The organism is Streptomyces sp. NPDC019224, assembly GCF_040632605.1.
GTDB lineage: Bacteria > Actinomycetota > Actinomycetes > Streptomycetales > Streptomycetaceae > Streptomyces.
The window spans coordinates 113,388-135,551 of sequence record NZ_JBEYCF010000018.1; the positions used below are offsets into that span (position 1 = coordinate 113,388).

15 protein-coding genes are annotated in these 22,164 nt (G+C 72.1%); 13 read left to right on the forward strand and 2 right to left on the reverse strand.

Translation table 11 applies throughout. The features are described 5' to 3' along the window. Positions 1–226: 226 nt before the first annotated feature. The 8 genes from ABZ564_RS14715 (at position 227) to ABZ564_RS14750 (ending at position 11,653) form a co-directional block, all read left to right on the forward strand. Positions 227–2,404, forward strand: coding sequence for a bifunctional diguanylate cyclase/phosphodiesterase (locus ABZ564_RS14715; RefSeq protein WP_360855152.1), 2,178 nt, complete (start codon positions 227–229; stop codon positions 2,402–2,404). Positions 2,405–2,723: 319 nt separating this feature from the next. Then, positions 2,724–3,020, forward strand: coding sequence for an Asp-tRNA(Asn)/Glu-tRNA(Gln) amidotransferase subunit GatC (gene gatC / locus ABZ564_RS14720; protein ID WP_018102521.1), 297 nt, complete (start codon positions 2,724–2,726; stop codon positions 3,018–3,020). A 5-nt stretch (positions 3,021–3,025) separates the two neighbouring features. Further along, the gene (gene gatA, locus ABZ564_RS14725) at positions 3,026–4,528 is read left to right on the forward strand and encodes an Asp-tRNA(Asn)/Glu-tRNA(Gln) amidotransferase subunit GatA (RefSeq protein WP_360855155.1); all 1,503 of its coding nucleotides are present in this window, start codon (positions 3,026–3,028) and stop codon (positions 4,526–4,528) included. Continuing rightward, entirely contained in the window at positions 4,525–4,767 is a 243-nt protein-coding gene (locus ABZ564_RS14730; RefSeq protein WP_360855158.1) for a hypothetical protein, read from the forward strand. Before gatA ends, ABZ564_RS14730 begins: the two co-directional genes overlap by 4 nt. A gap of 15 nt (positions 4,768–4,782) precedes the next feature. Next, the gene (gene gatB, locus ABZ564_RS14735) at positions 4,783–6,291 is read left to right on the forward strand and encodes an Asp-tRNA(Asn)/Glu-tRNA(Gln) amidotransferase subunit GatB (RefSeq protein ID WP_360855160.1); all 1,509 of its coding nucleotides are present in this window, start codon (positions 4,783–4,785) and stop codon (positions 6,289–6,291) included. Between the two features lie 189 nt (positions 6,292–6,480). Further along, positions 6,481–8,589, forward strand: a complete 2,109-nt coding sequence (locus tag ABZ564_RS14740) for a phosphocholine-specific phospholipase C (protein WP_360855163.1) — start codon at positions 6,481–6,483, stop codon at positions 8,587–8,589. A gap of 189 nt (positions 8,590–8,778) precedes the next feature. After that, positions 8,779–10,992 carry an MMPL family transporter gene (locus ABZ564_RS14745; RefSeq protein ID WP_360855166.1) on the forward strand — a complete coding sequence of 738 codons (2,214 nt, stop codon included), beginning with the start codon at positions 8,779–8,781 and terminating at the stop codon, positions 10,990–10,992. Between the two features lie 64 nt (positions 10,993–11,056). After that, positions 11,057–11,653, forward strand: a complete 597-nt coding sequence (locus tag ABZ564_RS14750; RefSeq protein ID WP_360855169.1) for a hypothetical protein — start codon at positions 11,057–11,059, stop codon at positions 11,651–11,653. 170 nt (positions 11,654–11,823) lie between these two features. On the opposite strand, the gene ABZ564_RS14755 is transcribed toward ABZ564_RS14750, so the two are convergent. Next, the gene (locus tag ABZ564_RS14755; protein ID WP_360855172.1) at positions 11,824–13,014 is read right to left on the reverse strand and encodes a PQQ-dependent sugar dehydrogenase; all 1,191 of its coding nucleotides are present in this window, start codon (positions 13,012–13,014) and stop codon (positions 11,824–11,826) included. Positions 13,015–13,170: 156 nt separating this feature from the next. Then, positions 13,171–14,163, reverse strand: coding sequence for an aldo/keto reductase (locus ABZ564_RS14760; RefSeq protein ID WP_360855175.1), 993 nt, complete (start codon positions 14,161–14,163; stop codon positions 13,171–13,173). Between the two features lie 75 nt (positions 14,164–14,238). Here ABZ564_RS14760 and ABZ564_RS14765 point away from each other — a divergent pair, with 75 nt between their 5' ends. From ABZ564_RS14765 to ilvC, 5 genes are all read left to right on the forward strand, one after another. Next, on the forward strand, positions 14,239–15,201 hold the full coding sequence (locus tag ABZ564_RS14765) for a 2-hydroxyacid dehydrogenase (RefSeq protein ID WP_360855178.1): 963 nt from the start codon (positions 14,239–14,241) through the stop codon (positions 15,199–15,201). Positions 15,202–15,494: 293 nt separating this feature from the next. Beyond that, on the forward strand, positions 15,495–18,326 hold the full coding sequence (locus tag ABZ564_RS14770; RefSeq protein WP_360855181.1) for an EAL domain-containing protein: 2,832 nt from the start codon (positions 15,495–15,497) through the stop codon (positions 18,324–18,326). A 215-nt stretch (positions 18,327–18,541) separates the two neighbouring features. Continuing rightward, on the forward strand, positions 18,542–20,398 hold the full coding sequence (locus ABZ564_RS14775; protein ID WP_360855184.1) for an acetolactate synthase large subunit: 1,857 nt from the start codon (positions 18,542–18,544) through the stop codon (positions 20,396–20,398). Positions 20,399–20,421: 23 nt separating this feature from the next. After that, entirely contained in the window at positions 20,422–20,949 is a 528-nt protein-coding gene (ilvN, locus tag ABZ564_RS14780) for an acetolactate synthase small subunit (protein WP_360855187.1), read from the forward strand. A 107-nt stretch (positions 20,950–21,056) separates the two neighbouring features. Next, positions 21,057–22,058, forward strand: a complete 1,002-nt coding sequence (gene ilvC / locus ABZ564_RS14785; RefSeq protein WP_037690024.1) for a ketol-acid reductoisomerase — start codon at positions 21,057–21,059, stop codon at positions 22,056–22,058. Positions 22,059–22,164 lie beyond the last annotated feature (106 nt).

A 22,164-nucleotide genomic window follows, 5' to 3' on the forward strand; every position in this document is an offset into this window, starting at 1 on the left:
CGGGGGTCTCCCGCCGCTCAGGGCCGGACACCCCCTACCAGATGCTGACGGATGGTCGATTCGCATGGGGGCAAGAGCGGTAGACCGCTGCCCGTAGCGGCCCTCCGCGGCCTACTGTGGACAGATGCGCCCTCGGACCCGGCCGCCGGGCGGGGACCGGGGCGCGTCGTGGCACGGAACGCATTCATCGGGTGACATCGGCATCGCCGGCTGTGAGAGGGACGGAATGAAACCGACCGAGAGCGCCGCACCGGTGTCGCGGCTGCAAGGTTTCGTGGGACCCGCGCCCACAGTGGGCGCCGTCGTCGTGGCCCTCGCCACGGTCCAGCTCGCGACCGGCTTCTACCACGCCCTGAGCCGGGGACACGCCCTCTTCCCGGACGGCAGGGCCGGCTGGTCGCTCGCCGTCCTCACCGGCATCGTCGTCGGCCACCTGGTCGCGCTCGGCCGCGACCGCTGGTGGGGCGGCACCGGCTCCGGCGCCGCCCTCACCCTGGCCGTCCTGCTGCTCTACGGCTGGGTGCCCGCCGGCCTGGTCAGCCTCGTCGTGGTCGTCCTCGTCGGCGTCGCCCGCCGGCACCGCTGGTGGCAGGGGCTGCTGCACGGGGCGGCGGACATCCTCGGGGTCGGCGCGGCGGCGCTGGTGCTCGCCGCGTTCGGCGAGGTGCAGTCCGTCGAGACGCCGTGGGCACCACTCGACTGGGGGATCGACGCCGTCCCGGAAGTCCTGCTCGCCGCCTCCACCTATCTGCTCGTCACCCGGGTCCTGCTGTGGTACTCGCGGGCCCAGCCTGGCGGCGGCCTGCCCACCGTCGCCCGCACCGCGATGCTGCGCCAGGGCCTGGTCGCGGTCGCCCTGCTCGGCATCGCCCCGCTGATCTGCGTCGTCGCGCTGGCGAGACCGGTCCTGCTGCCGCTCTTCGCGGTGCCGCTGATCGCGCTCGACTCCACCCTCTGGATCGCCCGCGCCCGGGCCGAGGAACAGCTCAAGGACCCGCTGACCGGCCTGCCGAACCGTCAGTGGCTGCTGGAGCGGACCTGGACGGCGCTGGAGGAGGCGGAGAGCGTCGGCAGCCGGGCCGGCCTGGTCCTGATCGACCTCGACCGCTTCCGGGCGGTCAACGACACCCTCGGCCACCTGGCCGGCGACCGGCTGCTGCTCCAGATAGCGGAGCGGCTGCGGCTCGCCCTGCCGCGCGGCGCGGAGGCGGCCAGGCTCGGCGGCGACGAGTTCGCGGTCCTGCTGCCCACGGCCGACTCCACCACCAGCGCCCAGCGGATCGCCCGCCACCTGGTCGCCGCGCTCTCGTCCCCGCTGGACCTCGACGGGCTGACCCTGGTCCTGGAGGCCAGCGCCGGTGTCGCCGTCTTCCCGGACCACGCGCTGGACGCGGAGGGGCTGCTGCGCCGGGCCGACGTGGCGATGTACCAGGCCAAGCGCGACCGCACCGGGGTGGAGGTGTACGAGTCCAAGCGCGACAGCAACACCCCGGACCGGCTCGGCCTCCTCGGCGACCTGCGCCGCGCGCTGGACGCGGGCGAGGTGGAGCTGCACTACCAGCCCAAGGTCCGCTTCGACGGCCAGGTCGCCGGGCTCGAAGCGCTGGTGCGCTGGGTGCACCCGGAGCGGGGCAGGGTGCCCCCGGACGAGTTCATCGCCATCGCGGAGTCCTCCGGGCTGATGCCGCACCTCACGGAGTACGTCCTGGAGACGGCGCTCGCCCAGGTCGCCCGGTGGCGGGCGCAGGGCCTCTTCGTCCCCGTCGCGGTCAACGTCTCCCCGCGCGACGTGCACACCCCCGGGTTCGCCGGCGGCGTCGCGGCCCGGCTCGCCCGGCACGGCGTCCCGGCGGGAGCGCTCCAGCTGGAGATAACGGAACACGTGCTCCTGGAGGACCCGCAGCGGGCGGCGGACACGCTCGCCGGGCTGACCGGCCACGGCGTGAAGATGTCCCTCGACGACTTCGGCACCGGGTACTCCTCGCTGGTCCATCTGCGTCGGCTGCCGGTCAGCGAGCTGAAGATCGACCGGTCCTTCGTGGCCCGGCTCGCCATCGACCAGGAGGACGCGGAGATCGTCCGCTGCACCATCGACCTGGCCCACTCGCTCGGCCTGCTGGTGGTGGCCGAGGGCGTCGAGGACGACGAGACCTGGGAGCGGCTGCGGGACCTGCGGTGCGACGCGGTCCAGGGCTGGCTGGTGGCGGCCGCGATGCCGCCCCAGGAGACGACCGCCTGGCTGCGGGCCCGGGGCGAGCACGGCTGGCGCCGCCCGGCCGAGCTGGCGGCGGCGGCCGCTGCCGCCGCCGCTGCCGCCACCGGCACGACGGCCGCGGCGCCGGTGGCCGAGCTGGAACAGCGCCCCTCCGGCCGGACGGCCGGTTCGCGCCCGGCCGCTTCGTAAGCGCGTCCCTCCCCCCGGCGGCGCCCGGCGGGCAGGCGTGTCCCCGGCCCCTCCCGGCCGGGCGATTGCGGCAGGTGGCCGTGGGCGGTGTGGCCGACCCCATAGGATTGGGGGCCGGCGGCACATTTCCACCTGCCGCGCGACGCCTGGCACGCACGCTCGCCGCGTTGCCGAAACGCCCACGTGGCCCGCCACGAGGGCGCTCCGGCGCCTTGCGATCGCACGCACCGGACGCCGTGCGGCCCGTCCTCGGGACGGACGGCGGAAAGGTGTCGCCGGCCCCGGCCAAAACCACACACCAACCCTTGAGGATCGCTGCATGCCTGGCATCACGCGCGAGGAGGTCGCCCACCTCGCCCGGCTGGCGCGTCTGGAGCTGAAGGGCGAAGAGCTCGATCACTTCGCCGGTCAGCTCGACGACATCATCGGCGCGGTCGCCCGCGTCTCCGAGGTCGCCGACCAAGACGTACCGCCGACCTCCCACCCGCTGCCGCTGACGAACGTCATGCGGGCGGACGTCGTCCGTCCGTCTCTCACCCCCGAGCAGGCGCTCTCCGGCGCCCCGGCCCAGGAGCAGCAGCGTTTCAAGGTGCCGCAGATCCTGGGGGAGGACTGACAGCCATGACGGACATCAGCAGCATCATCAAGCTCACCGCGGCCGAGATCGCCGCGAAGATCGCCTCCGGCGAGCTCACGGCCGTCGAGGTCACCGAGGCCCACCTGGCCCGGATCGACGCCGTCGACGAGAAGGTCCACGCCTTCCTGCACGTCGACCGCGAGGGCGCGCTCGCCCAGGCCCGCGCCGTGGACGCCAAGAAGGCGGCCGGCGAGAAGCTCGGCCCGCTGGCCGGCGTCCCGCTCGCGCTCAAGGACATCTTCACCACGAAGGACATGCCGACCACCGTCGGCTCGAAGATCCTCGAGGGCTGGGTCCCGCCGTACGACGCGACCCTCACCCAGAAGCTGAGGGCCGCCGACGTCGTCATCCTCGGCAAGACCAACATGGACGAGTTCGCCATGGGGTCCTCCACCGAGAACAGCGCCTACGGCCCCACCGGCAACCCCTGGGACCTCACCCGCATCCCGGGCGGCTCCGGCGGCGGCTCCTCGGCCGCCCTCGCCTCCTTCGAGGCCCCGCTCGCCATCGGCACGGACACCGGCGGCTCCATCCGCCAGCCCGCCGCCGTCACCGGCACCGTCGGCGTCAAGCCCACCTACGGCGGGGTCTCCCGCTACGGCATGGTCGCCTTCTCCTCCTCGCTCGACCAGGGCGGCCCCTGCGCCCGCACGGTCCTGGACGCGGCCCTGCTGCACGAGGCGATCGCCGGGCACGACCCGATGGACTCGACGTCGATCGACGCCCCGGTCCCGCCGGTCGTCGAGGCCGCGCGCAACGGCTCGGTACAGGGCATGCGCGTCGGCGTCGTCAAGCAGTTCTCCGGCGAGGGCTACCAGGCCGGTGTCGTCCAGCGCTTCAACGAGTCGGTCGAGCTGCTGAAGTCGCTCGGCGCCACGGTCGTCGAGCTGGACTGCCCGAGCTTCGACCTCGCCCTTTCGGCGTACTACCTGATCGCCCCGTCCGAGTGCTCCTCGAACCTCGCCCGGTTCGACGCCATGCGCTACGGCCTGCGCGTCGGGGACGACGGCACCAAGTCCGCCGAGGACGTCACCGCGCTCACCCGCGAGGCCGGCTTCGGCGACGAGGTCAAGCGCCGCGTCATCCTCGGCACGTACGCGCTCAGCTCCGGCTACTACGACGCGTACTACGGCTCGGCGCAGAAGGTCCGCACGCTGATCACGCGCGAGTTCGAGCAGGCGTTCGAGCAGGTCGACGTGATCGTCTCGCCGACCACGCCCACCACCGCCTTCCCGATCGGCGAGCGCGCCGACGACCCGATGGCGATGTACCTGGCCGACCTGTGCACCATTCCGACCAACCTGGCCGGCAACGCCGCCATGTCGCTGCCCTGCGGCCTGGCCCCGGAGGACGGCCTTCCGGTCGGGCTGCAGATCATCGCCCCCGCCATGAAGGACGACCGGCTGTACAAGGTCGGAGCCGCCGTCGAGGCCGCTTTCGTGGAAAAGTGGGGACACCCGCTGATCGAGGAGGCTCCGTCGCTATGAGCGCCATGACCAAGAAGGCCAAGAACTTCAAGAAGTCGAAGACCGGCCTGTACGTATCGATCGGCAGCACCGCGTTCGGTGTGCTCGGCGTCGCCAAGCAGGCGAAGCTCGCACGCGAGGACAACGACACGCTGCGTCTCATCGACGCCGCCGTGTCCGCCGCCGCCATCGTGACCGGCCTCGCGATCCTCTATCGCGAACTGAAGCGTCTCGGCGACGACGACGTACTGCTGGGCTGAGAGGGAAATCTTTCCGTGACTGTCATCGACCTGGAGTCGTACGAGGACGCCCTCGCGACGTACGACCCCGTCATGGGCCTCGAGGTCCATGTGGAGCTCGGCACCAAGACGAAGATGTTCTGCGGCTGCTCCACCGAGCTGAAGCAGGACGCCAACTCGCAGACCTGCCCGGTCTGCCTCGGGCTGCCCGGCGCGCTGCCGGTCGTCAACGCGATCGGCGTCGAGTCCGCGATCAAGATCGGTCTCGCGCTGAACTGCGAGATCGCCGAGTGGTGCCGCTTCGCCCGGAAGAACTACTTCTATCCGGACATGCCGAAGAACTTCCAGACCTCCCAGTACGACGAGCCGATCGCCTACAACGGCTATCTGGACGTCCAGCTGGAGGACGGCGAGATCTTCCGGGTGCAGATCGAACGCGCCCACATGGAGGAGGACACCGGCAAGTCGACGCACGTCGGCGGCGCCACCGGCCGTATCCACGGCGCGTCCCACTCCCTGCTCGACTACAACCGCGCGGGCATCCCGCTCATCGAGATCGTCACCAAGCCGATCGAGGGAGCGGGCGCCCGGGCCCCCGAGGTCGCCAAGGCGTACGTCGCCGAGCTGCGCGAGCTCATCAAGGCGCTCGGCGTCTCCGAGGCCCGCATGGAGATGGGCCAGATGCGCTGCGACGTCAACCTGTCGCTGCGCCCGAACGGCACCGAGAAGTTCGGTACCCGCTCCGAGACGAAGAACGTGAACTCGCTGCGCTCCGTCGAGCGGGCCGCGCGCTTCGAGATCCAGCGCCACGCCGCGGTGCTGAACTCCGGCGGCACGGTCGTCCAGGAGACCCGGCACTTCCACGAGGAGGACGGCTCCACCACGGCCGGCCGCATCAAGGACAACGCCGAGGACTACCGCTACTTCCCCGAGCCCGACCTGGTGCCGGTCGCCCCGGCCCGGGAGTGGGTCGAGGAGCTCCGCAAGGGCCTTCCCGAGCTGCCGCGGCTGCGCCGCGCCCGGCTCAAGGAGGAGTGGGGCGTCTCCGAGCACGACATGCAGTCCATCCTCAACGCGGGCGCGGTCGACCTGATCGTGGCCACGATCGAGGCGGGCGCCCCGTCGGACCAGGCCCGCAAGTGGTGGATGGGCGAGCTGGCCCGCAACGCCAACGAGACCGGCCGCGGCCTCGACGAGCTGCCCGTCACCCCGGCGGAGGTCGCCCGGGTCGCCGAGCTCGTCGCCGCGGGCGACCTCAACGACAAGCTGGCCCGCCAGGTCCTGGAGGGCGTGCTCGCCGGCGAGGGCGACCCGGACACCGTCGTCGAGAAGCGCGGTCTGAAGGTCGTCTCCGACGAGGGCGCGCTGTCCACCGCCGTGGACGAGGCCATCGCGGGCAACGCCGCCATCGCGGACAAGATCCGCGGCGGCAAGGTCGCGGCGGCCGGTGCCCTGGTGGGTGCGGTCATGAAGGCCACCCGCGGCCAGGCCGACGCGGCCCGGGTGCGCGAGCTGATCCTGGAGAAGCTCGGCGTCGAGGGCTGAGCCCTTTCCGTACGCCTGGGGCGGTGGGTCCGGTCTGCACCGGGCGCACCGCCCCTCGCGCGTACGGACGCCGTTTGGACTTTCGGCCCGACCTGTTGGACGTTCACCGCCGGGTCGCGCGCAGTCCTTCCCCGCGCCACCCGGCCTGCATAGTTTCGCGGCTGTAACCACCGGAATGGGGAGGCTCTTTTGACCACGGACATGTCACGGCGACGGCTCTTCGCGCTGGGCGGCGGCGCGCTCGGCGCCGCTGCGGCGGGATCGTTCCTGCCGCCGTCGCTCCAGGCCGCCATCGCCGCGCAGCCCGCCCACGCCGGGCCGGGCGGCGGAGGGCTGGGGGACATCAGGCACGTGGTGATCCTGATGCAGGAGAATCGTTCCTTCGATCACTACTTCGGCACCCTGCGCGGCGTACGCGGCTTCGGTGACCGCAACGCCATCGAACTGCCCACCGGCGGGACGGTGTTCGAGCAGCCCGGCGCGGCCGGCTCCACCGTGCTGCCCTTCCCGGTGCGCGGGGCGGCCGAGGAGCAGAAGAAGGACCTCCAGTACATCGGCGCCCTCGACCACTCCTGGAACGGCGGCGCGAAGGCCTGGGGCGGCGGCTGGATGAACGGCTGGATCAGCGCGAAGACCGCGGCCACGATGGCGTACTACGACCGCCGTGACATCCCGCTGCACTACGAGCTGGCCGACACCTTCACCGTCTGCGACGCCTACCACTCCTCGATCCACAGCTCCACCAGCCCCAACCGCAACCATCTGTGGAGCGGGAAAACCGGCTTCGAGCCGAACGGGAAGCGGGCCGTCGGCAACGACGCGTACGACGAGGGCACGCACCCCGGCTACGACTGGTCGACCTATGCCGAACGGCTGGAGAAGGCCGGGCGCAGCTGGCGTACGTACACCGAGTGGGAGAACTTCACCGACAACCAGATCGAGTTCTACGCCACCTTCAAGGCCGTCGCCCGCAAGGCGCTGGCGAGGACCGGCGGCCACACCTACATGGAGTCCTTCTACGCGGAGGTCCGGGGCGCGTCCGAGGCCGAACGGGAGCGGCTGCTCGGCCTCCTGGAGGAGGGCGTGGCCACGCTCACCCGCCAGGAGCGCAGCCTGTTCGAGCGGGCGCTGCGCCGGGTTCCGACCGGGACGCTGGCCGAGGAGTTCGCCAAGGACGTGGCGGCCGGAACGCTGCCCGAGGTCTCCTACCTGGTCCCCTCGGCGATCGACTCCGAGCACCCGAGCGTCTCCTCGCCGGTGCACAGCGCCACCGTCGTCTACAAGGTCCTCGACGCGCTCGGCAAGCACCCGGACGTGTGGCGGCACACCGCCGTGCTGATCAACTACGACGAGAACGACGGCTTCTTCGACCACGTCCCGCCGCCCGTCGCACCTCCCGAGGTGACCGACGAGCAGTGGGAGGGCCGTCCCACCGGGCTCGGCATCCGGGTGCCGCTGCTCGTCGTCTCGCCGTGGACCGTGGGCGGCTACGTCTGCTCCGAGGTCTTCGACCACACCTCCGTCATCCGCTTCCTGGAGCGCTGGACCGGTGTGAAGGAGCCCAACATCGGCGAGTGGCGGCGACGCGTCACCGGTGACCTCACCTCCGCCTTCGACTTCACCCGGCCCCGGCGGCAGCCGGCCGTGGAGCGGCCCGGGGTGATCCCGCCGCTCAGCGGCCGCTGGCAGCCGAAGCCGCCCGCCGTCCAGCGCCTGCCCGAGCAGGAGCCCGGCACCCGCCCGGCGCGCGCGCTGCCCTACCAGCCCGACGCCCACGTCCGGCGGACGGACGGCGGTCTGCGGGTGGAGCTCCGCAACGACGGCAAGGCCTCGGCGCACTTCGCGCTGTACCCGTACGCGGGTGAGTTCCCGGCTCCGCAGCACCAAGACATCCGGGACGACGGGCACTGGACCGTCCCGTCGACGGGGGAGGCGTACCGCTTCACGGTCACCGGGCCGAACGGGTTCCGGCGCGAGTTCGAGGGACCGGCCGACGGCGGGGCGGAGGTCACCACCCGCATCGACGACCGCGACCGCGATCTCCACCTCACCCTGCGCAACACCGGCCGTACGACCCTGACCTTCCTGGTGCGGCCCCTCGGTTACGTCGACGAGGCAGACCTGAGGAACTGGACCCGCCGTGTCACCGTCAAGCCGGGCCGCAGCCGTACGGTCGTGCACTCGGCGGCCGACGCCCACGGCTGGTACGACCTGGCCGTCACGGCCGAGGGCGAGAGCGGCTTCAGGCGACGCCTCATGGGGCACATGGAGAACGGCCGGGCGAGCGTCTCCGGCTGACCGGCCCCGACGGTCGCAGGGCCTGATCCATCCCGGTGCACCTGGGGATCGGGTCCTGTGACCATGGCCACGAAAGGGACAAATGATCACCTTCTGCTGTCAGAGTGGCGTTCTCAGGTCCTGAGACGTTTACGGGCAGATCGCATCATCTGCGGGTAAAGGTCCACGAACCCGCAGGGAGCACGTCCCTTGGCTGCCATCGCCCGCTGGTGCGTCACGCACCGCCTCGTCGCCGTATTGATCTGGCTGCTCGCCCTCGGGGGCACGGCCGCCGCCGCGGGGTTCGCGGGGTCCGCCTACTCCCACGACTACGAGGTGCCCGGCACCGAGTCCGGCCGGGCCGCCGAACTGCTGAAGAGCGGTTTCACCGACCTCGGCGGCGACACCGACACCATCGTCTGGCACGCCGAGGACTCCACGGTGCGGGCCACCGACGTCGAGCAGAAGATGACCCGCACCCTGCACGCCGTGGAGCGGCTGCCCGGGGTCGGGGCCGTCGACGGGCCGTACGCGGAGACCGGGGCCGCGCAGATCAGCGCCGACGGGCACACCGCGTACGCCACCGTCACCTTCGACGAGCGCGCCGACGACATCCCCGTGGCGCAGGCGCAGGCGGTCGTGGACACCGCGAAGGCGGCCGGGAGCCCGCACCTGCGCGTCGAGCTGGGCGGCTCGGCCGTCGCGCTCACCGAGGCGCCCGCCGCGCACCTCAGCGAGGTCATCGGGGTCGCCGTCGCGGCCGTCGTGCTCTTCCTCGCCTTCGGCTCGCTCGCCGCGAGCATGCTGCCCATCGCCACCGCGCTCGTCTCGGTCGGCACGGCGTACGCGGGCACCGTGCTGCTCGGGCACCTGATGACCGTCGCCGATTTCGCGCCCATGCTCGGCATGCTGATAGGGCTCGGGGTGGGCATCGACTACGCCCTGTTCATCGTCACCCGGCACCGCGGAGGGCTGCGGCGCGGCATGACCGTGCCCGAGGCCGCGCAGCACGCGGTGGCGACGACCGGGCGGGCCGTCGTCTTCGCCGGGGCCACCGTCTGCATCGCGCTGCTCGGCATGCTGATCCTGCGGCTGGACTTCCTCGACGGCGTGGCCCTCGCGGCCTCGCTCACCGTCGTCCTGACCGTGGCCGCCTCGGTGACCCTGCTGCCGGCCCTGCTGTCGCTCATCGGCCCGCGGGCGCTGAGCCGGCGCGAGCGCGCCCGGCTGGCCGCGCACGGCCCGCAGCCCGAGCTCCCCACCGGCTTCGCCGCCCGCTGGTCCGCCTTCGTCGAACGGCACCCGAAGCCGCTGGGCGCTCTCGCCGCCGTGGTGATGCTGGTCCTCGCGCTGCCCACCTTCTCCCTCCACCTCGGCAGCTCCGACCAGGGCAACAACGCGGAGTCCTCCACCACCCGGCAGGCGTACGACCTGCTCGCCGACGGCTTCGGCCCCGGCGTCAACGGCCCGCTGACCGTCGCCGCGCACCTGGACGGCGCCGACGACCGGCTCGCGATGGACGCCCTGCCCGCCACCCTGCGCGCGGTCGACGGGGTGGCCCGGGTCCACCCGGTCACGTACAACGCCGGTGGCGACACCGCGTACGTCACCGTCGTCCCCGACTCCTCCCCGCAGTCCCGCGCGACCGGCGAACTCGTCGAGCGGCTGCGTACGGACGTGCTGCCGAAGGCGGCCGACAACACCTCGCTGGAGACCCACGTGGGCGGGGTGACGGCCGGTTACGACGACTTCGCGCGGATCATCATCGGCAAGCTGCCGCTGTTCATCGGGGTCGTCATGGGGTTCGGCTGCCTGCTCCTGCTGATGGCCTTCCGGTCCGTCGGCATCCCGCTGAAGGCGGCGGCGATGAACGTCGCGGCGGTCGCCTCGTCCTTCGGCGTGGTCGTCGCGGTCTTCCAGTGGGGCTGGGGCAGCGAACTGCTCGGCCTGGGCAGCGCCGGCCCCGTCGAACCCTTCCTCCCCGTGATCATGGTCTCCGTGCTCTTCGGCCTCTCCATGGACTACCAGGTCTTCCTGGTCGGGCGGATGTACGAGGAGTGGCTGGAGACCCGCGACAACCGGCGCGCGGTCCGGGTGGGCCTCGCCGAGACCAGCCGGGTGATCAACTCGGCCGCTGTGATCATGATCTCGGTGTTCCTCGCCTTCGTCCTCAGCGGCGACCGCGTCATCGCGATGTTCGGCATCGCCCTGGCGGCGGCCGTGGCCCTGGACGCCTTCGTGCTGCGCACCCTGCTCGTCCCGGCCCTGATGCACCTGCTGGGCGGCGCCAACTGGTGGCTGCCCGGCTGGCTGGAGCGCCGGCTGCCCCGCCTGAGCATCGAACCGCCGGACCGCCCGGTGGCGCGGGTGCCGGTGCCGGGGGTGCGGACGTACGAGGAGGAGCCGGCCGAGCGCGTCCACTGACCGTGCGCGGGGCTGACGGCGGGCGTTAAGGGGCCTCTCATCCGCGGCACCTAGCGTGCGCCCCATGAACCCCACGACGCCCGAAGCCGCCGTCGCCGACGGCGAGCAGACGACCGGCACGCCCGGCCCCACCACCGCGGAGAAGACGGAACACCAGGACCAGGACCAGGACGAGACGGGCCGGGGGGCCGTGACGGACCCGGACGCCTTCGAGGCCGAGGACGCCGAGGACGGCACCGACGCCGACGAGGAGTCCTCCGGACGGCTCGCCGCAGCCTCCGCGGCCGTCGTCTCCGCCGGTCTCGGCGTCGTCGCGCTCACCGGCGCCTGGAGCGGCCGGATCGCCGCCGAGCGCGAGACCCTGATCGGCCAGATCAAGACCTCGTCCGGCGGCTCGGCGGCCCAGCAGATCAACGAGATATACGGCGACGCCTGGCACGCCACCGCCCTGGTCAACGGCCTCTTCGGCCTGCTCGCCCTGCTGGTCGGCTGCTACGTCCTGGTCCGGCCCGCGTTCGGCGCCCCGGCCCGGCAGCCGCAGGCCGGCTGGGTCCGCGCGGTGGCCCGGGGAGGCATCGCCCTCGGCGCACTCGGCGTACTGATCTCCGTGGCCATGTACTTCGACCTCATCGTGGCCCTGCCCACGGCGACGGCCGGATAGGACGGTCACGGGCCCCGGGCCCACGCCCCCGGGCAGGGCCGGGGGTTCGCCGGACCTGCGCGGGGGCGTGGGCCCGGACCCAGGGCTCCCGTACGCCACGGACACGGAACACGCCCGGTGCCCCGCCCCGTCCTGGAGGGCTGCGGCGGGGCGAGGCCGCCGCAGCCGGCCTACCGCACCTGCACCAGCAGGATCCTGTCGTCCCCCGACTTCGGGGTCCCCCGGCCGTCCGTCTCGCTCGTGACGAGCCAGAGCCGGTCGCCGCCCGCCGCCAGCACCGTGCGCAGCCGCCCGTACTCGCCCTCCAGGAACGCCTGCGGGTCCGCCAGGGGCTCCTTCGCCGCCCCGCCCTCACGGGACAGCGGGATCCGCCACAGCCGTTCGCCCCGCAGGCCGGCCATCCAGAGGGAGCCCTTGACGTAGGCGATGCCGCTCGGTGACGCCTCGGAGGTCTTCCACCGGGCGACCGGGTCCCGGAAGCCCTCCTGGTCCGCGGTGCCCTCGACGTCCGGCCAGCCGTAGTTGCCGCCCGGCTCGATCAGGTTCAGCTCGTCCCAGGTGTCCTGGCCGAACTCGGAGGCCCACAGCCGCTTCTCCGCGTCCCAGGCGAGCCCCTGCACATTGCGGTGCCCGTACGAATACACCACGGAGTCGGCCTCCGGGTTGCCGTGCAGCGGCTCGCCGTCGGGCGTCATCCGCAGGATCTTGCCGGCCAGCGACTCCTTGTCCTGGGCGCGCTCGTCGTCGCCGGTCTCGCCCGTGCCCGCGTACAGCGCGCGGTCGGGACCGAAGGCGATCCGGCCGCCGTTGTGGATCGAGCCCTTGGGGATGCCGCGCAGGATCGTGTCGGGGGCGCCGAGCGACTGGCCGGGCGTGGAGCCGTTCTCGTCGTAGATCATGCGGGCGATGCGGTTGTCCGACGCGGTGGTGAAGTACGCGTACACCAGGTGGTCCGAGCCGAAGTCGGGGGAGACGGCGAGGCCCAGCAGCCCGCCCTCACCGGCCGGGGCGACGCCGGGGACCGTGCCGAGGAGCTCCTTCTCGCCGGTCTCCGCGTCGATCCGGGTGATCGTCCCCTTGTCCCGGGAGCCCACCAGGAGGTCGCCGCCGGGCAGCGCCGCCAGCCCCCAGGGGGAGTTCAGCCCCTCGGTGAGCGTCGACACCACCTTCGCCGAGCCCTTGGCCGGTGGCCGGCCGGCCGGGGGGCGCGAGACGGACGGCGACGGGGAGGCGGACGCGCCGGGCGGCGCCGAGGGGGAGTGCGCCGGTGAACTCGCGCCCCGGCCCGCCGAACTCCCCACGCCCTCCTGCGAGGTGCACCCCGCGGAGAGCAGCAGGGCGCCGGCCGCCAGCACGGCCACCGCGCCCCGCCGCGCCCCGCGACCGCCCCCGCCGGGTCCTGTCCGACCCACCGGCCCCTGCACTGATCCGACCACCGCACCGATCCCTTCCCAGCCGCCTGTCCCCTGTTCTTACACCGAGCCCGCCCCGGGCCGGGGCACTTTTCCGATCGGCGATCAGTCCCAGGACTCGCGCGCCGCGGGCAGCCGGTCGATCTCCGCCAGGTCACGCGCCGTCAGGCTCAGCCCGGCCGCCCCGGCGTTCTCCACGGCCCAGTGCTCCCGTTTGGTGCCGGGCACCGGCACCACCTGCGGCCCCTGGTGCAGCACCCAGGCCAGGGCCACCTGCGCGGGCGTCGCCCCGTGCCGCTCGGCGACCCGGCGCAGCCCCACCACCAACGGCTGGTTCGCCGCCATCATCTCGGCCGTGAACCGCGGATGCCTGGCCCGCAGGTCCTCCGGCTCGAACCCCTGACCAGGCGTCAGCGTCCCCGTCAGGAAGCCGTTGCCCAGCGGCATCGCGGCCAGGAAACCCACACCCCGGGCCGCGCACCACGGCAGCAGCGACTCCAGCGCCTGCGGCGACCACACGGACAGCTCCGCCTGCACCGCGCTGACCGGGAACACCTGCTGGACCCGTTCCAGCTGCCGGATCGTACCGTCGTGCATCCGCGCACCCGGCCGCCGCGACGCCCGCGCCCCGACCGCGCACAGCCCCAGCGCCCGGACCTTCCCCGCGCCCACCAGCTCCGCCATCGCGCCCCACGTCTCCTCGACGGGCACCTCGGGGTCGGCGCGGTGCAGTTGGTACAGGTCGATCACATCGGTCTGCAGCCGCCGCAGCGAGGCGTCGCAGGCCCGCCGCACATAACCGGGCCTGCCGTTGGCCACGATGTGCTGATCACCCACCAGGAGCCCGCACTTGGTGGACACGAACGCCTTCGCCCGGCGCCCCTTCAACGCCCGCCCCACCAGCAGCTCGTTGGTGAAAGGTCCGTACATGTCGGCGGTGTCGAGCAGGTCGACGCCCGCGTCGAGCGCCGCGTGCACCGTCCGCAGCGCACGGTCGCCCCGCTGCTGGGAGGCGCTGTACGCCCAGCTCATCGGCATGCAGCCGAGACCGACCGCGCCCACGGCGAGCGCCGCCGCACCGAGACTCCTGCGCTCCAACTCCCCGAACCTTCCCTCGCACCCCACAACAACCTAACCTCTGCGCCCCCGAGGGCTTCGCATAGCCTCCTGACCATGACTTCCACCACGCACTCCGCCCCCGCCCCCGAGGTCTGGCTGCCGTTCCCCGCCGAGGAGATCGAAGGACTTCCCGAGGGCCTGACCTACCGCTTCTGGGACGGCGCGCAGGACTTCCCGGCCGATCCCGCCGACTGCGCCTACTACGTCGTCCCCTACATGAAGGGCCCGGAGGTCGCGGTCCGGCCGCTCGCAAGGATGAGCCGGGTCCAGGTCGTGCAGACGCTGTCGGCGGGCATCGACCACGTCGAGCCGGGCCTCGCCGCACTGCCCGCCGGGGTACGGCTGTGCAACGCCAAGGGCGTCCACGAGGCGTCCACCGCCGAGCTGACCCTCGCGCTGGTCCTGGCCTCGCTGCGCGGGTTCCCCGGCTTCGTGCGCGGCCAGGACCAGGAGGAGTGGCGGTCCGGCTTCTACCCGGCGCTCGCCGACAAGTCCGTGCTGATCGTGGGCTACGGATCGATCGGCTCGGCCATCGAGGACCGGCTCGCGCCGTTCGAGTGCGCGCGGGTCGTACGCGTCGCACGCTCCGCGCGGACAACCGCACGCGGCCCCGTACACACGCTCGACGACCTGCCCGCCCTGCTGCCCGAGGCCGACGTGGTCATCCTGTCCACCCCGTTGAACCCCTCCACACAGGGCCTGGTGGGCGCGGACTTCCTCGCGGCGATGCGGGACGGGGCGCTCCTGGTCAACGTCGCACGGGGCCCGGTCGTCGACACCAAGGCCCTGTTGTCCGAACTCGAGTCCGGCCGGCTGCGCGCCGCCCTCGACGTCACCGACCCGGAACCGCTGCCTTCCGGCCATCCTCTCTGGCATGCTCCGAACGTCCTCATCACCCCGCACGTGGGCGGCAGCACCTCGGCGTTCCTGCCGCGCGCCGAGCGGCTGATCGCCGGACAGCTCACCCGCTTCGCGGCGGGGCGACCGCTGGAGAACGTCGTACGCGTCACCGCCTGACCACGCAACGAGCGCGTCCGGCTCCCCTCCGTGGCCGCGACACCCCACTTGGTCACGGAGAGTAGAGAGGCTATGTCCCTGAGTGACGAGTCTGGTGTATCGTCCCGAAAGGGGTGCTGCGCCGTGGCAGGGACGGCGCCGGGGAGCCAGCCACACGCGAGGGGGCTACGGGCGATGGACGGCCTATGGGCGAACGACCGGACACAGCAGGGCGGGCGGCGGCCGGCGGAAGGCCCGGTGGGCCGGCGCCGCGGCCGGCCGGGGGCCGCGGGAGGACCGCGGTGAGCGCCCCGGTGAGCACCCGCGGAGCGCTCCTCGCCCGGCAGTCCAGGGCGGGCCGCGCCTCCACGCTGCTCCCGCACCTCGTCCTCGGCCTCGTCTGCGGCGGATACGCCGTGGGCGCGGCCACCGGCTGGGGCTCGCCCCGGGTGGCCCTGTTCATGGGGGACTTCGGCCTCAGCGCCGCCGCCCTCGCCGCCGCCGTCTCCTGCTTCCTCTTCGCCCGCGCCGCCGACCTCCGGTTCCGCCCGGCCTGGCTGCTGTTCTCGCTCTCCTCGCTGATGGCCTCGGCCGGCAACGCGGTATGGGGCTGGTACGAGTGCGTGCGCGGCGTCCAGGTCCCCAGCCCGTCCCTCGCCGACCTCTTCTTCGTCTGCTTCGCGCCACCCGCCATCGTCGGGCTCCTCGTCCTCGCCAAGAGGCCCGTCACCCGCGCCGGCTGGGTCTGCCTGGCCCTCGACTCCTGGCTGATCGGCGGCTCGCTCCTCACCCTGTCCTGGAGCCTCGCGCTCGCCCACACCGCGCAGGTGGCGGACACCGGGGGCGAGGGCGTGGCCCGCGCCGCCCTCTCGCTGGCCTATCCGCTGCTGGACATCGTGCTCGTCTCGATGGTGCTCGCCCTGCACTTCCGGCGCTCCAGCGTCAACCGCGCCGCGGTGAACACCGCCATCGCCGCGCTCGCCCTGACCGTCCTGTGCGACGCCCTGTTCACCTCTCCGCTGCTGCGTCAGACCTACCACTCCGGCCAGTTGCTCGACGCCGGCTGGTTCGCCGGCTCGCTCCTCCTGGCGTACGCCCCCTGGGGCGCCGCGCGCGAGGCGGACAACGCCGTCCGGGACGGGGACGGGGAGACTCCGCGCACCACCAGCCGCCCCATCGCGGGCTCACTGGCCGCGCTGACGCCGTATCTCGCCGCGGCCGTCTGCACCCTGGGCATCCTGTACAACGTCGTCGAGGGCCGCAGGGTGGACCGCGTCGTCGTCCTCACCGGGTGCGCGGTGGTGCTCGCGCTCGTCGTCCGGCAGGGCATCATGCTCGTCGACAACATCGCCCTCACCCAGGAACTGGCCCAGAAGGAGAACCACTTCCGCTCCCTGGTGCAGGGTTCCAGCGACGTCATCATGATCGCCGCCCCCAGCGGCGTCCTGCGCTACGTCAGCCCCGCCGCGGCCGGCGTCTACGGGCGCGACCCGGACGAACTGGTCGGCGCCGAGCTGTCCTCGATCATCCACCCCGACGACCTCGGCCGGGTGGTCCACGAGGTGCGCCGGTTCCTGGCCGCCCCGCCCGGCGAGGAGGCCGCCACCCGCATCGAGTGCCGCTTCCGCTCCGGCTCCGGCGACTGGCTCAACGTCGAGTCCACCGTCAACCGCCACCAGGGCGGCCTGATCCTCAACAGCCGGGACGTCACCGAACGAGTCCGCCTCCAGGCCCAGTTGCAGCACAACGCCGAGCACGACCCGCTCACCGACCTGCCCAACCGGGCCCTGTTCACCTCCCGGGTCCGCCAGGCGCTCGGCGGACGCCGGGCCGGGGACGCGGGCACCGCCGTCCTCTTCATCGACCTGGACGGCTTCAAGGCGGCCAACGACCGGCTCGGCCACCAGGCGGGCGACGAGCTGCTCATCCAGGCCGCCCGCCGCCTCCAGGAGTCCGTCCGGGCCGGGGACACCGCCGCCCGCCTCGGGGGCGACGAGTTCGCCGCCCTCATCGTCGGCGACGCCGGCCGCGAGCAGGACGCCCGCGAGTGCCAGGTCCACGAGATCGCCGACCGGCTGCGCCTCACGCTCTCCGAGCCGTACCGCATCGGGGCCGGCGAGGTCCGGGTCACCGCCTCCATCGGCGTCGCCTTCGCCGAGCCCGGCATCACCCCCAACGACCTCATGCGCAACGCGGACCTGGCGATGTACCGCGCCAAGGCCGGCGGCAAGAACCGCGTCCAGCTGTACGCCCCGCAGATGCAGGCCGACGTGGTGCGCCGCACCGAGCTGGCGACCCGGCTGCGCGGCGCCCTGCGCGACGGCGAGTTCGCGCTGCTCCACCAGCCCGTCGTCCACCTGGCCACCGGCGCGGTCGCGGCCGTCGCCGCCCAGGCCCGCTGGCGCTCCGCCCAGGGCATCCTGTTCACGCCCGCCGAGTTCCTCCGGATCTCCGAGGACGGCGACCGCACCGCCGAGCTCGGCCGCTGGCTCCTCGAAGAGGCGATCGAGCAGGCCGCCGACCGGTCCAGGGCGGGCCACCAGGTCTCGGTGGCCGTCCGTCTCCCGGCCCGCAGGCTGCTCGACCGGGCCTTCCCGGCCGGCTCCGTCGAGGCGCTGCTCACGCGGTACGGGCTGCCCTCCGGGGCGCTCATGATCGAGATCGCGGACAGTGATCCACGGGTCCCCTTCGAGGACCTGGAGCAGCGCCTGGCCGCCCTGCGCCGCCTGGGCGTGCGGATCGCGCTCGACGGCTTCGGCAGCGGCTACGCCGCGATCAACGCCCTGCGCCGGCTGCCCATCGACGTGCTGAAGCTGGACCGCGGCCTGGTCGAGGGCGTCGTCGAGTCCGCCCGGCTGCACAAGATCACCAGCGGCCTGCTGCGGATCGCCTGCGATCTCGGCCTGCAGTCCGTGGCCGACGGCGTCGACGTCCCGGAGCAGGTCCTCGCCCTGCGCGCCATGGGGTGTACGCACGCCCAGGGCATGGCTTTCTCCGGACCGCTCGACGAATACCGGCTGCGTCGCGCCCTGGTCCGCGGTACGTTTCCGGTGCCCGGCGGTGTGCCCGCGCAGCCGGCTCTGGCGGGCGGCTCGGTCCCGTCCCTGACGGGATCACATGGTGAGACGCCCGTCCCACCCACTTGACATCTCGCGGGCGTCGGAGAGAGGGTCAATGCCATGCGCACCCGAATTCTCGTACTTGGAAAGCGCGTCGGCTGAAGCAGGGTCCCTCCATGACACCCTGCGGACCGCACCGGCGCGCTCCCCTCGCTTGCCTCACGGCACGAGGGGTTTTTTGTTGCACCGGATCAGGCAAAACGTCGTAAAACACTCGCAAAAACCTCAGCTTCGAGAAGAGAATGCCGATGACCGAGCAGGCCACCGGGGCCCACCATCCCCAGCCGCGGGCCCGTAACGGCGGACCGTCCTCCGCCTCCGTTGAGCACCTCACGGGCGCGCAGTCCCTCATCCGCTCTCTCGAGGAAGTCGGGGCCGACACGGTATTCGGCCTCCCCGGCGGCTGCATCCTCCCGGCGTACGACCCGCTGATGGACTCCACCCGGGTCCGCCACATCCTGGTCCGCCACGAGCAGGGCGCGGGCCACGCGGCCACCGGCTACGCGCAGGCCACCGGCAAGGTCGGTGTCTGCATGGTCACCTCGGGGCCCGGCGCCACCAACCTCGTCACGCCGATCGCCGACGCCGCCATGGACTCCGTGCCCATGGTCGCGATCACCGGCCAGGTGGCCTCCAACGCCATCGGTACGGACGCCTTCCAGGAAGCCGACATCTGCGGCATCACCATGCCGATCACGAAGCACAACTTCCTGGTCACCCGCGCCGAGGACATCGCGCACACGATCGCCGAGGCCTTCCACATCGCCTCCACCGGCCGTCCCGGCCCGGTCCTCGTCGACATCGCCAAGGACGCGCTCCAGGCGAAGACCACCTTCAGCTGGCCGCCGGTCATGGACCTGCCCGGCTACCGCCCGGTGACCAAGCCGCACGCCAAGCAGATCCGCGAGGCCGCCAAGCTCATCACCCAGGCCAAGCGCCCGGTGCTCTACGTGGGCGGCGGCGTCATGAAGGCCGGGGCCACCGCCGAACTCAAGGTGCTGGCCGAGCTGACCGGAGCGCCCGTCACCACCACCCTGATGGCGCTCGGCTCCTTCCCCGACAGCCACCCGCTGCACGTGGGAATGCCCGGTATGCACGGTTCGGTCACCGCCGTCACCGCGCTGCAGAAGGCCGACCTGATCGTCGCGCTCGGCGCCCGCTTCGACGACCGCGTCACCGGCAGGCTGGACAGCTTCGCCCCGTACGCCAAGATCGTCCACGCGGACATCGACCCGGCGGAGATCGGCAAGAACCGCGCGGCCGACGTCCCGATCGTCGGGGACGCCCGCGAGGTCATCGCCGACCTCGTCCAGGCCGTCCAGGCCGAGCACACCGAGGGCAACACCGGCGACTACAGTGCCTGGTGGAAGGACCTCAACCGCTGGCGCGAGACCTATCCGCTCGGCTACGACCTGCCGGAGGACGGCAGCCTCTCGCCGCAGCAGGTCATCCAGCGCATCGGCGAGCTCGCCCCGCCGGACACGATCTTCGCCGCGGGCGTCGGCCAGCACCAGATGTGGGCCTCGCACTTCATCCAGTACGAGCGGCCCGCCACCTGGCTGAACTCGGGCGGCGCCGGGACGATGGGCTACGCGGTCCCCGCCGCGATGGGCGCCAAGGCCGGCATGCCGGACCGCACGGTCTGGGCGATCGACGGCGACGGCTGCTTCCAGATGACCAACCAGGAGCTCACCACCTGCGCCCTGAACAACATCCCGGTCAAGATCGCCATCATCAACAACGGCGCCCTCGGGATGGTCCGCCAGTGGCAGACCCTGTTCTACAACCAGCGGTACTCCAACACCGTGCTGCACTCCGGCGCCGACACGGAAGGCAACGCGGCGAAGGGCACCCGGGTGCCCGACTTCGTGAAGCTCTCCGAGGCCATGGGCTGCTACGCGCTCCGCTGCGAGGACCCGGCCGACCTGGACAAGGTCATCGCCGAGGCCAACGCGATCAACGACCGCCCGGTCGTCATCGACTTCATCGTCCACGAGGACGCCATGGTGTGGCCGATGGTCGCCGCCGGCACCTCCAACGACGAGGTCATGGCCGCCCGCGGCGTCCGCCCCGACTTCGGCGACAACGAAGACGACTGAGAGACAGAGAGAGACCGACTTCCATGTCCACCAAGCACACGCTCTCCGTCCTGGTCGAGAACAAGCCGGGTGTCCTGGCCCGGATCACCGCCCTGTTCTCCCGCCGCGGCTTCAACATCGACTCGCTCGCGGTCGGCACCACCGAACATCCCGACATCTCCCGCATCACCATTGTCGTGAGTGTCGAGGACCTGCCCCTGGAGCAGGTGACCAAGCAGCTCAACAAGCTGGTCAACGTCCTGAAGATCGTCGAACTCGAGCCGGCCGCTGCGATCCAGCGGGAGCTCGTCCTGGTGAAGGTCCGCGCGGACAACGAGACCCGCTCCCAGATCGTCGAGATCGTCCAGCTGTTCCGCGCCAAGACCGTCGACGTCTCGCCCGAGGCCGTCACGATCGAGGCGACCGGCGGCGCCGACAAGCTGGAGGCGATGCTCAAGATGCTGGAACAGTACGGCATCAAGGAGCTCGTCCAGTCCGGCACCATCGCCATAGGACGTGGCGCGCGCTCGATCACCGACCGCTCCCTGCGCGCCCTCGACCGCACGGCGTAAAAACATCGGGGGCCCGCCGTCCCGCTGGTACGGCGAGACCCGGAAACGTAACCGACGCACCCGCCGTACGGTGGGACGCAACACCTGCACACCAAGGAGAAGACCCAGTGGCCGAGCTGTTCTACGACGACGATGCCGACCTGTCCATCATCCAGGGCCGCAAGGTCGCGGTCATCGGCTACGGCAGCCAGGGCCACGCCCACGCGCTGTCGCTGCGTGACTCGGGTGTCGACGTCCGTGTCGGTCTGCACGAGGGTTCCAAGTCCAAGGCCAAGGCCGAGGAGCAGGGCCTGCGCGTGGTGACCCCGTCCGAGGCCGCCGCCGAGGCCGACGTCATCATGATCCTCGTCCCGGACCCGATCCAGGCCCAGGTCTACGAGGAGTCCATCAAGGACAACCTCAAGGACGGCGACGCGCTGTTCTTCGGCCACGGCCTGAACATCCGCTTCGACTTCATCAAGCCGCCGGCCAACGTCGACGTCTGCATGGTGGCCCCGAAGGGCCCGGGCCACCTGGTCCGCCGCCAGTACGAGGAGGGCCGCGGCGTCCCGTGCATCGTGGCCGTCGAGCAGGACGCCTCGGGCAACGGCCTGGCGCTCGCCCTGTCGTACGCCAAGGGCATCGGCGGCACCCGCGCCGGCGTCATCAAGACGACCTTCACCGAGGAGACCGAGACCGACCTCTTCGGCGAGCAGGCCGTCCTCTGCGGTGGCACCGCCGCCCTGGTCAAGGCCGGTTTCGAGACCCTGACCGAGGCCGGCTACCAGCCGGAGATCGCCTACTTCGAGTGCCTGCACGAGCTGAAGCTCATCGTCGACCTCATGTACGAGGGCGGCCTGGAGAAGATGCGCTGGTCCATCTCGGAGACCGCCGAGTGGGGCGACTACGTCACCGGCCCGCGGATCATCACGGACGCGACCAAGGCCGAGATGAAGAAGGTCCTCGCCGAGATCCAGGACGGCACCTTCGCCAAGAACTGGATGGCCGAGTACCACAACGGTCTGCCCAAGTACAACGAGTACAAGAAGGCCGACAGCGACCACCTGCTGGAGACCACCGGCCGTGAGCTGCGCAAGCTCATGAGCTGGGTCAACGACGAGGACGCGTAGCACCCCGGCGCCGGGGGGGGGGGGGGGGCGGGCGCGGGCCGCCCCCCCCGCGGCCCAACGGACGAGCACACGGCTGAACACCAGACACAAGAAAAATAATCGAGGA

What these genes read in the sequence shown, in the direction of transcription:
- ABZ564_RS14715 (WP_360855152.1), top strand. Translation starts at nt 227, where the DNA reads ATGAAACCGACCGAGAGCGCCGCACCGGTGTCGCGGCTGCAAGGTTTC.
- gatC (WP_018102521.1), top strand. Translation starts at nt 2,724, where the DNA reads ATGCCTGGCATCACGCGCGAGGAGGTCGCCCACCTCGCCCGGCTGGCG.
- gatA (WP_360855155.1), top strand. Translation starts at nt 3,026, where the DNA reads ATGACGGACATCAGCAGCATCATCAAGCTCACCGCGGCCGAGATCGCC.
- ABZ564_RS14730 (WP_360855158.1), top strand. Translation starts at nt 4,525, where the DNA reads ATGAGCGCCATGACCAAGAAGGCCAAGAACTTCAAGAAGTCGAAGACC.
- ABZ564_RS14750 (WP_360855169.1), top strand. Translation starts at nt 11,057, where the DNA reads ATGAACCCCACGACGCCCGAAGCCGCCGTCGCCGACGGCGAGCAGACG.
- ABZ564_RS14765 (WP_360855178.1), top strand. Translation starts at nt 14,239, where the DNA reads ATGACTTCCACCACGCACTCCGCCCCCGCCCCCGAGGTCTGGCTGCCG.
- ABZ564_RS14775 (WP_360855184.1), top strand. Translation starts at nt 18,542, where the DNA reads ATGCCGATGACCGAGCAGGCCACCGGGGCCCACCATCCCCAGCCGCGG.
- ilvN (WP_360855187.1), top strand. Translation starts at nt 20,422, where the DNA reads ATGTCCACCAAGCACACGCTCTCCGTCCTGGTCGAGAACAAGCCGGGT.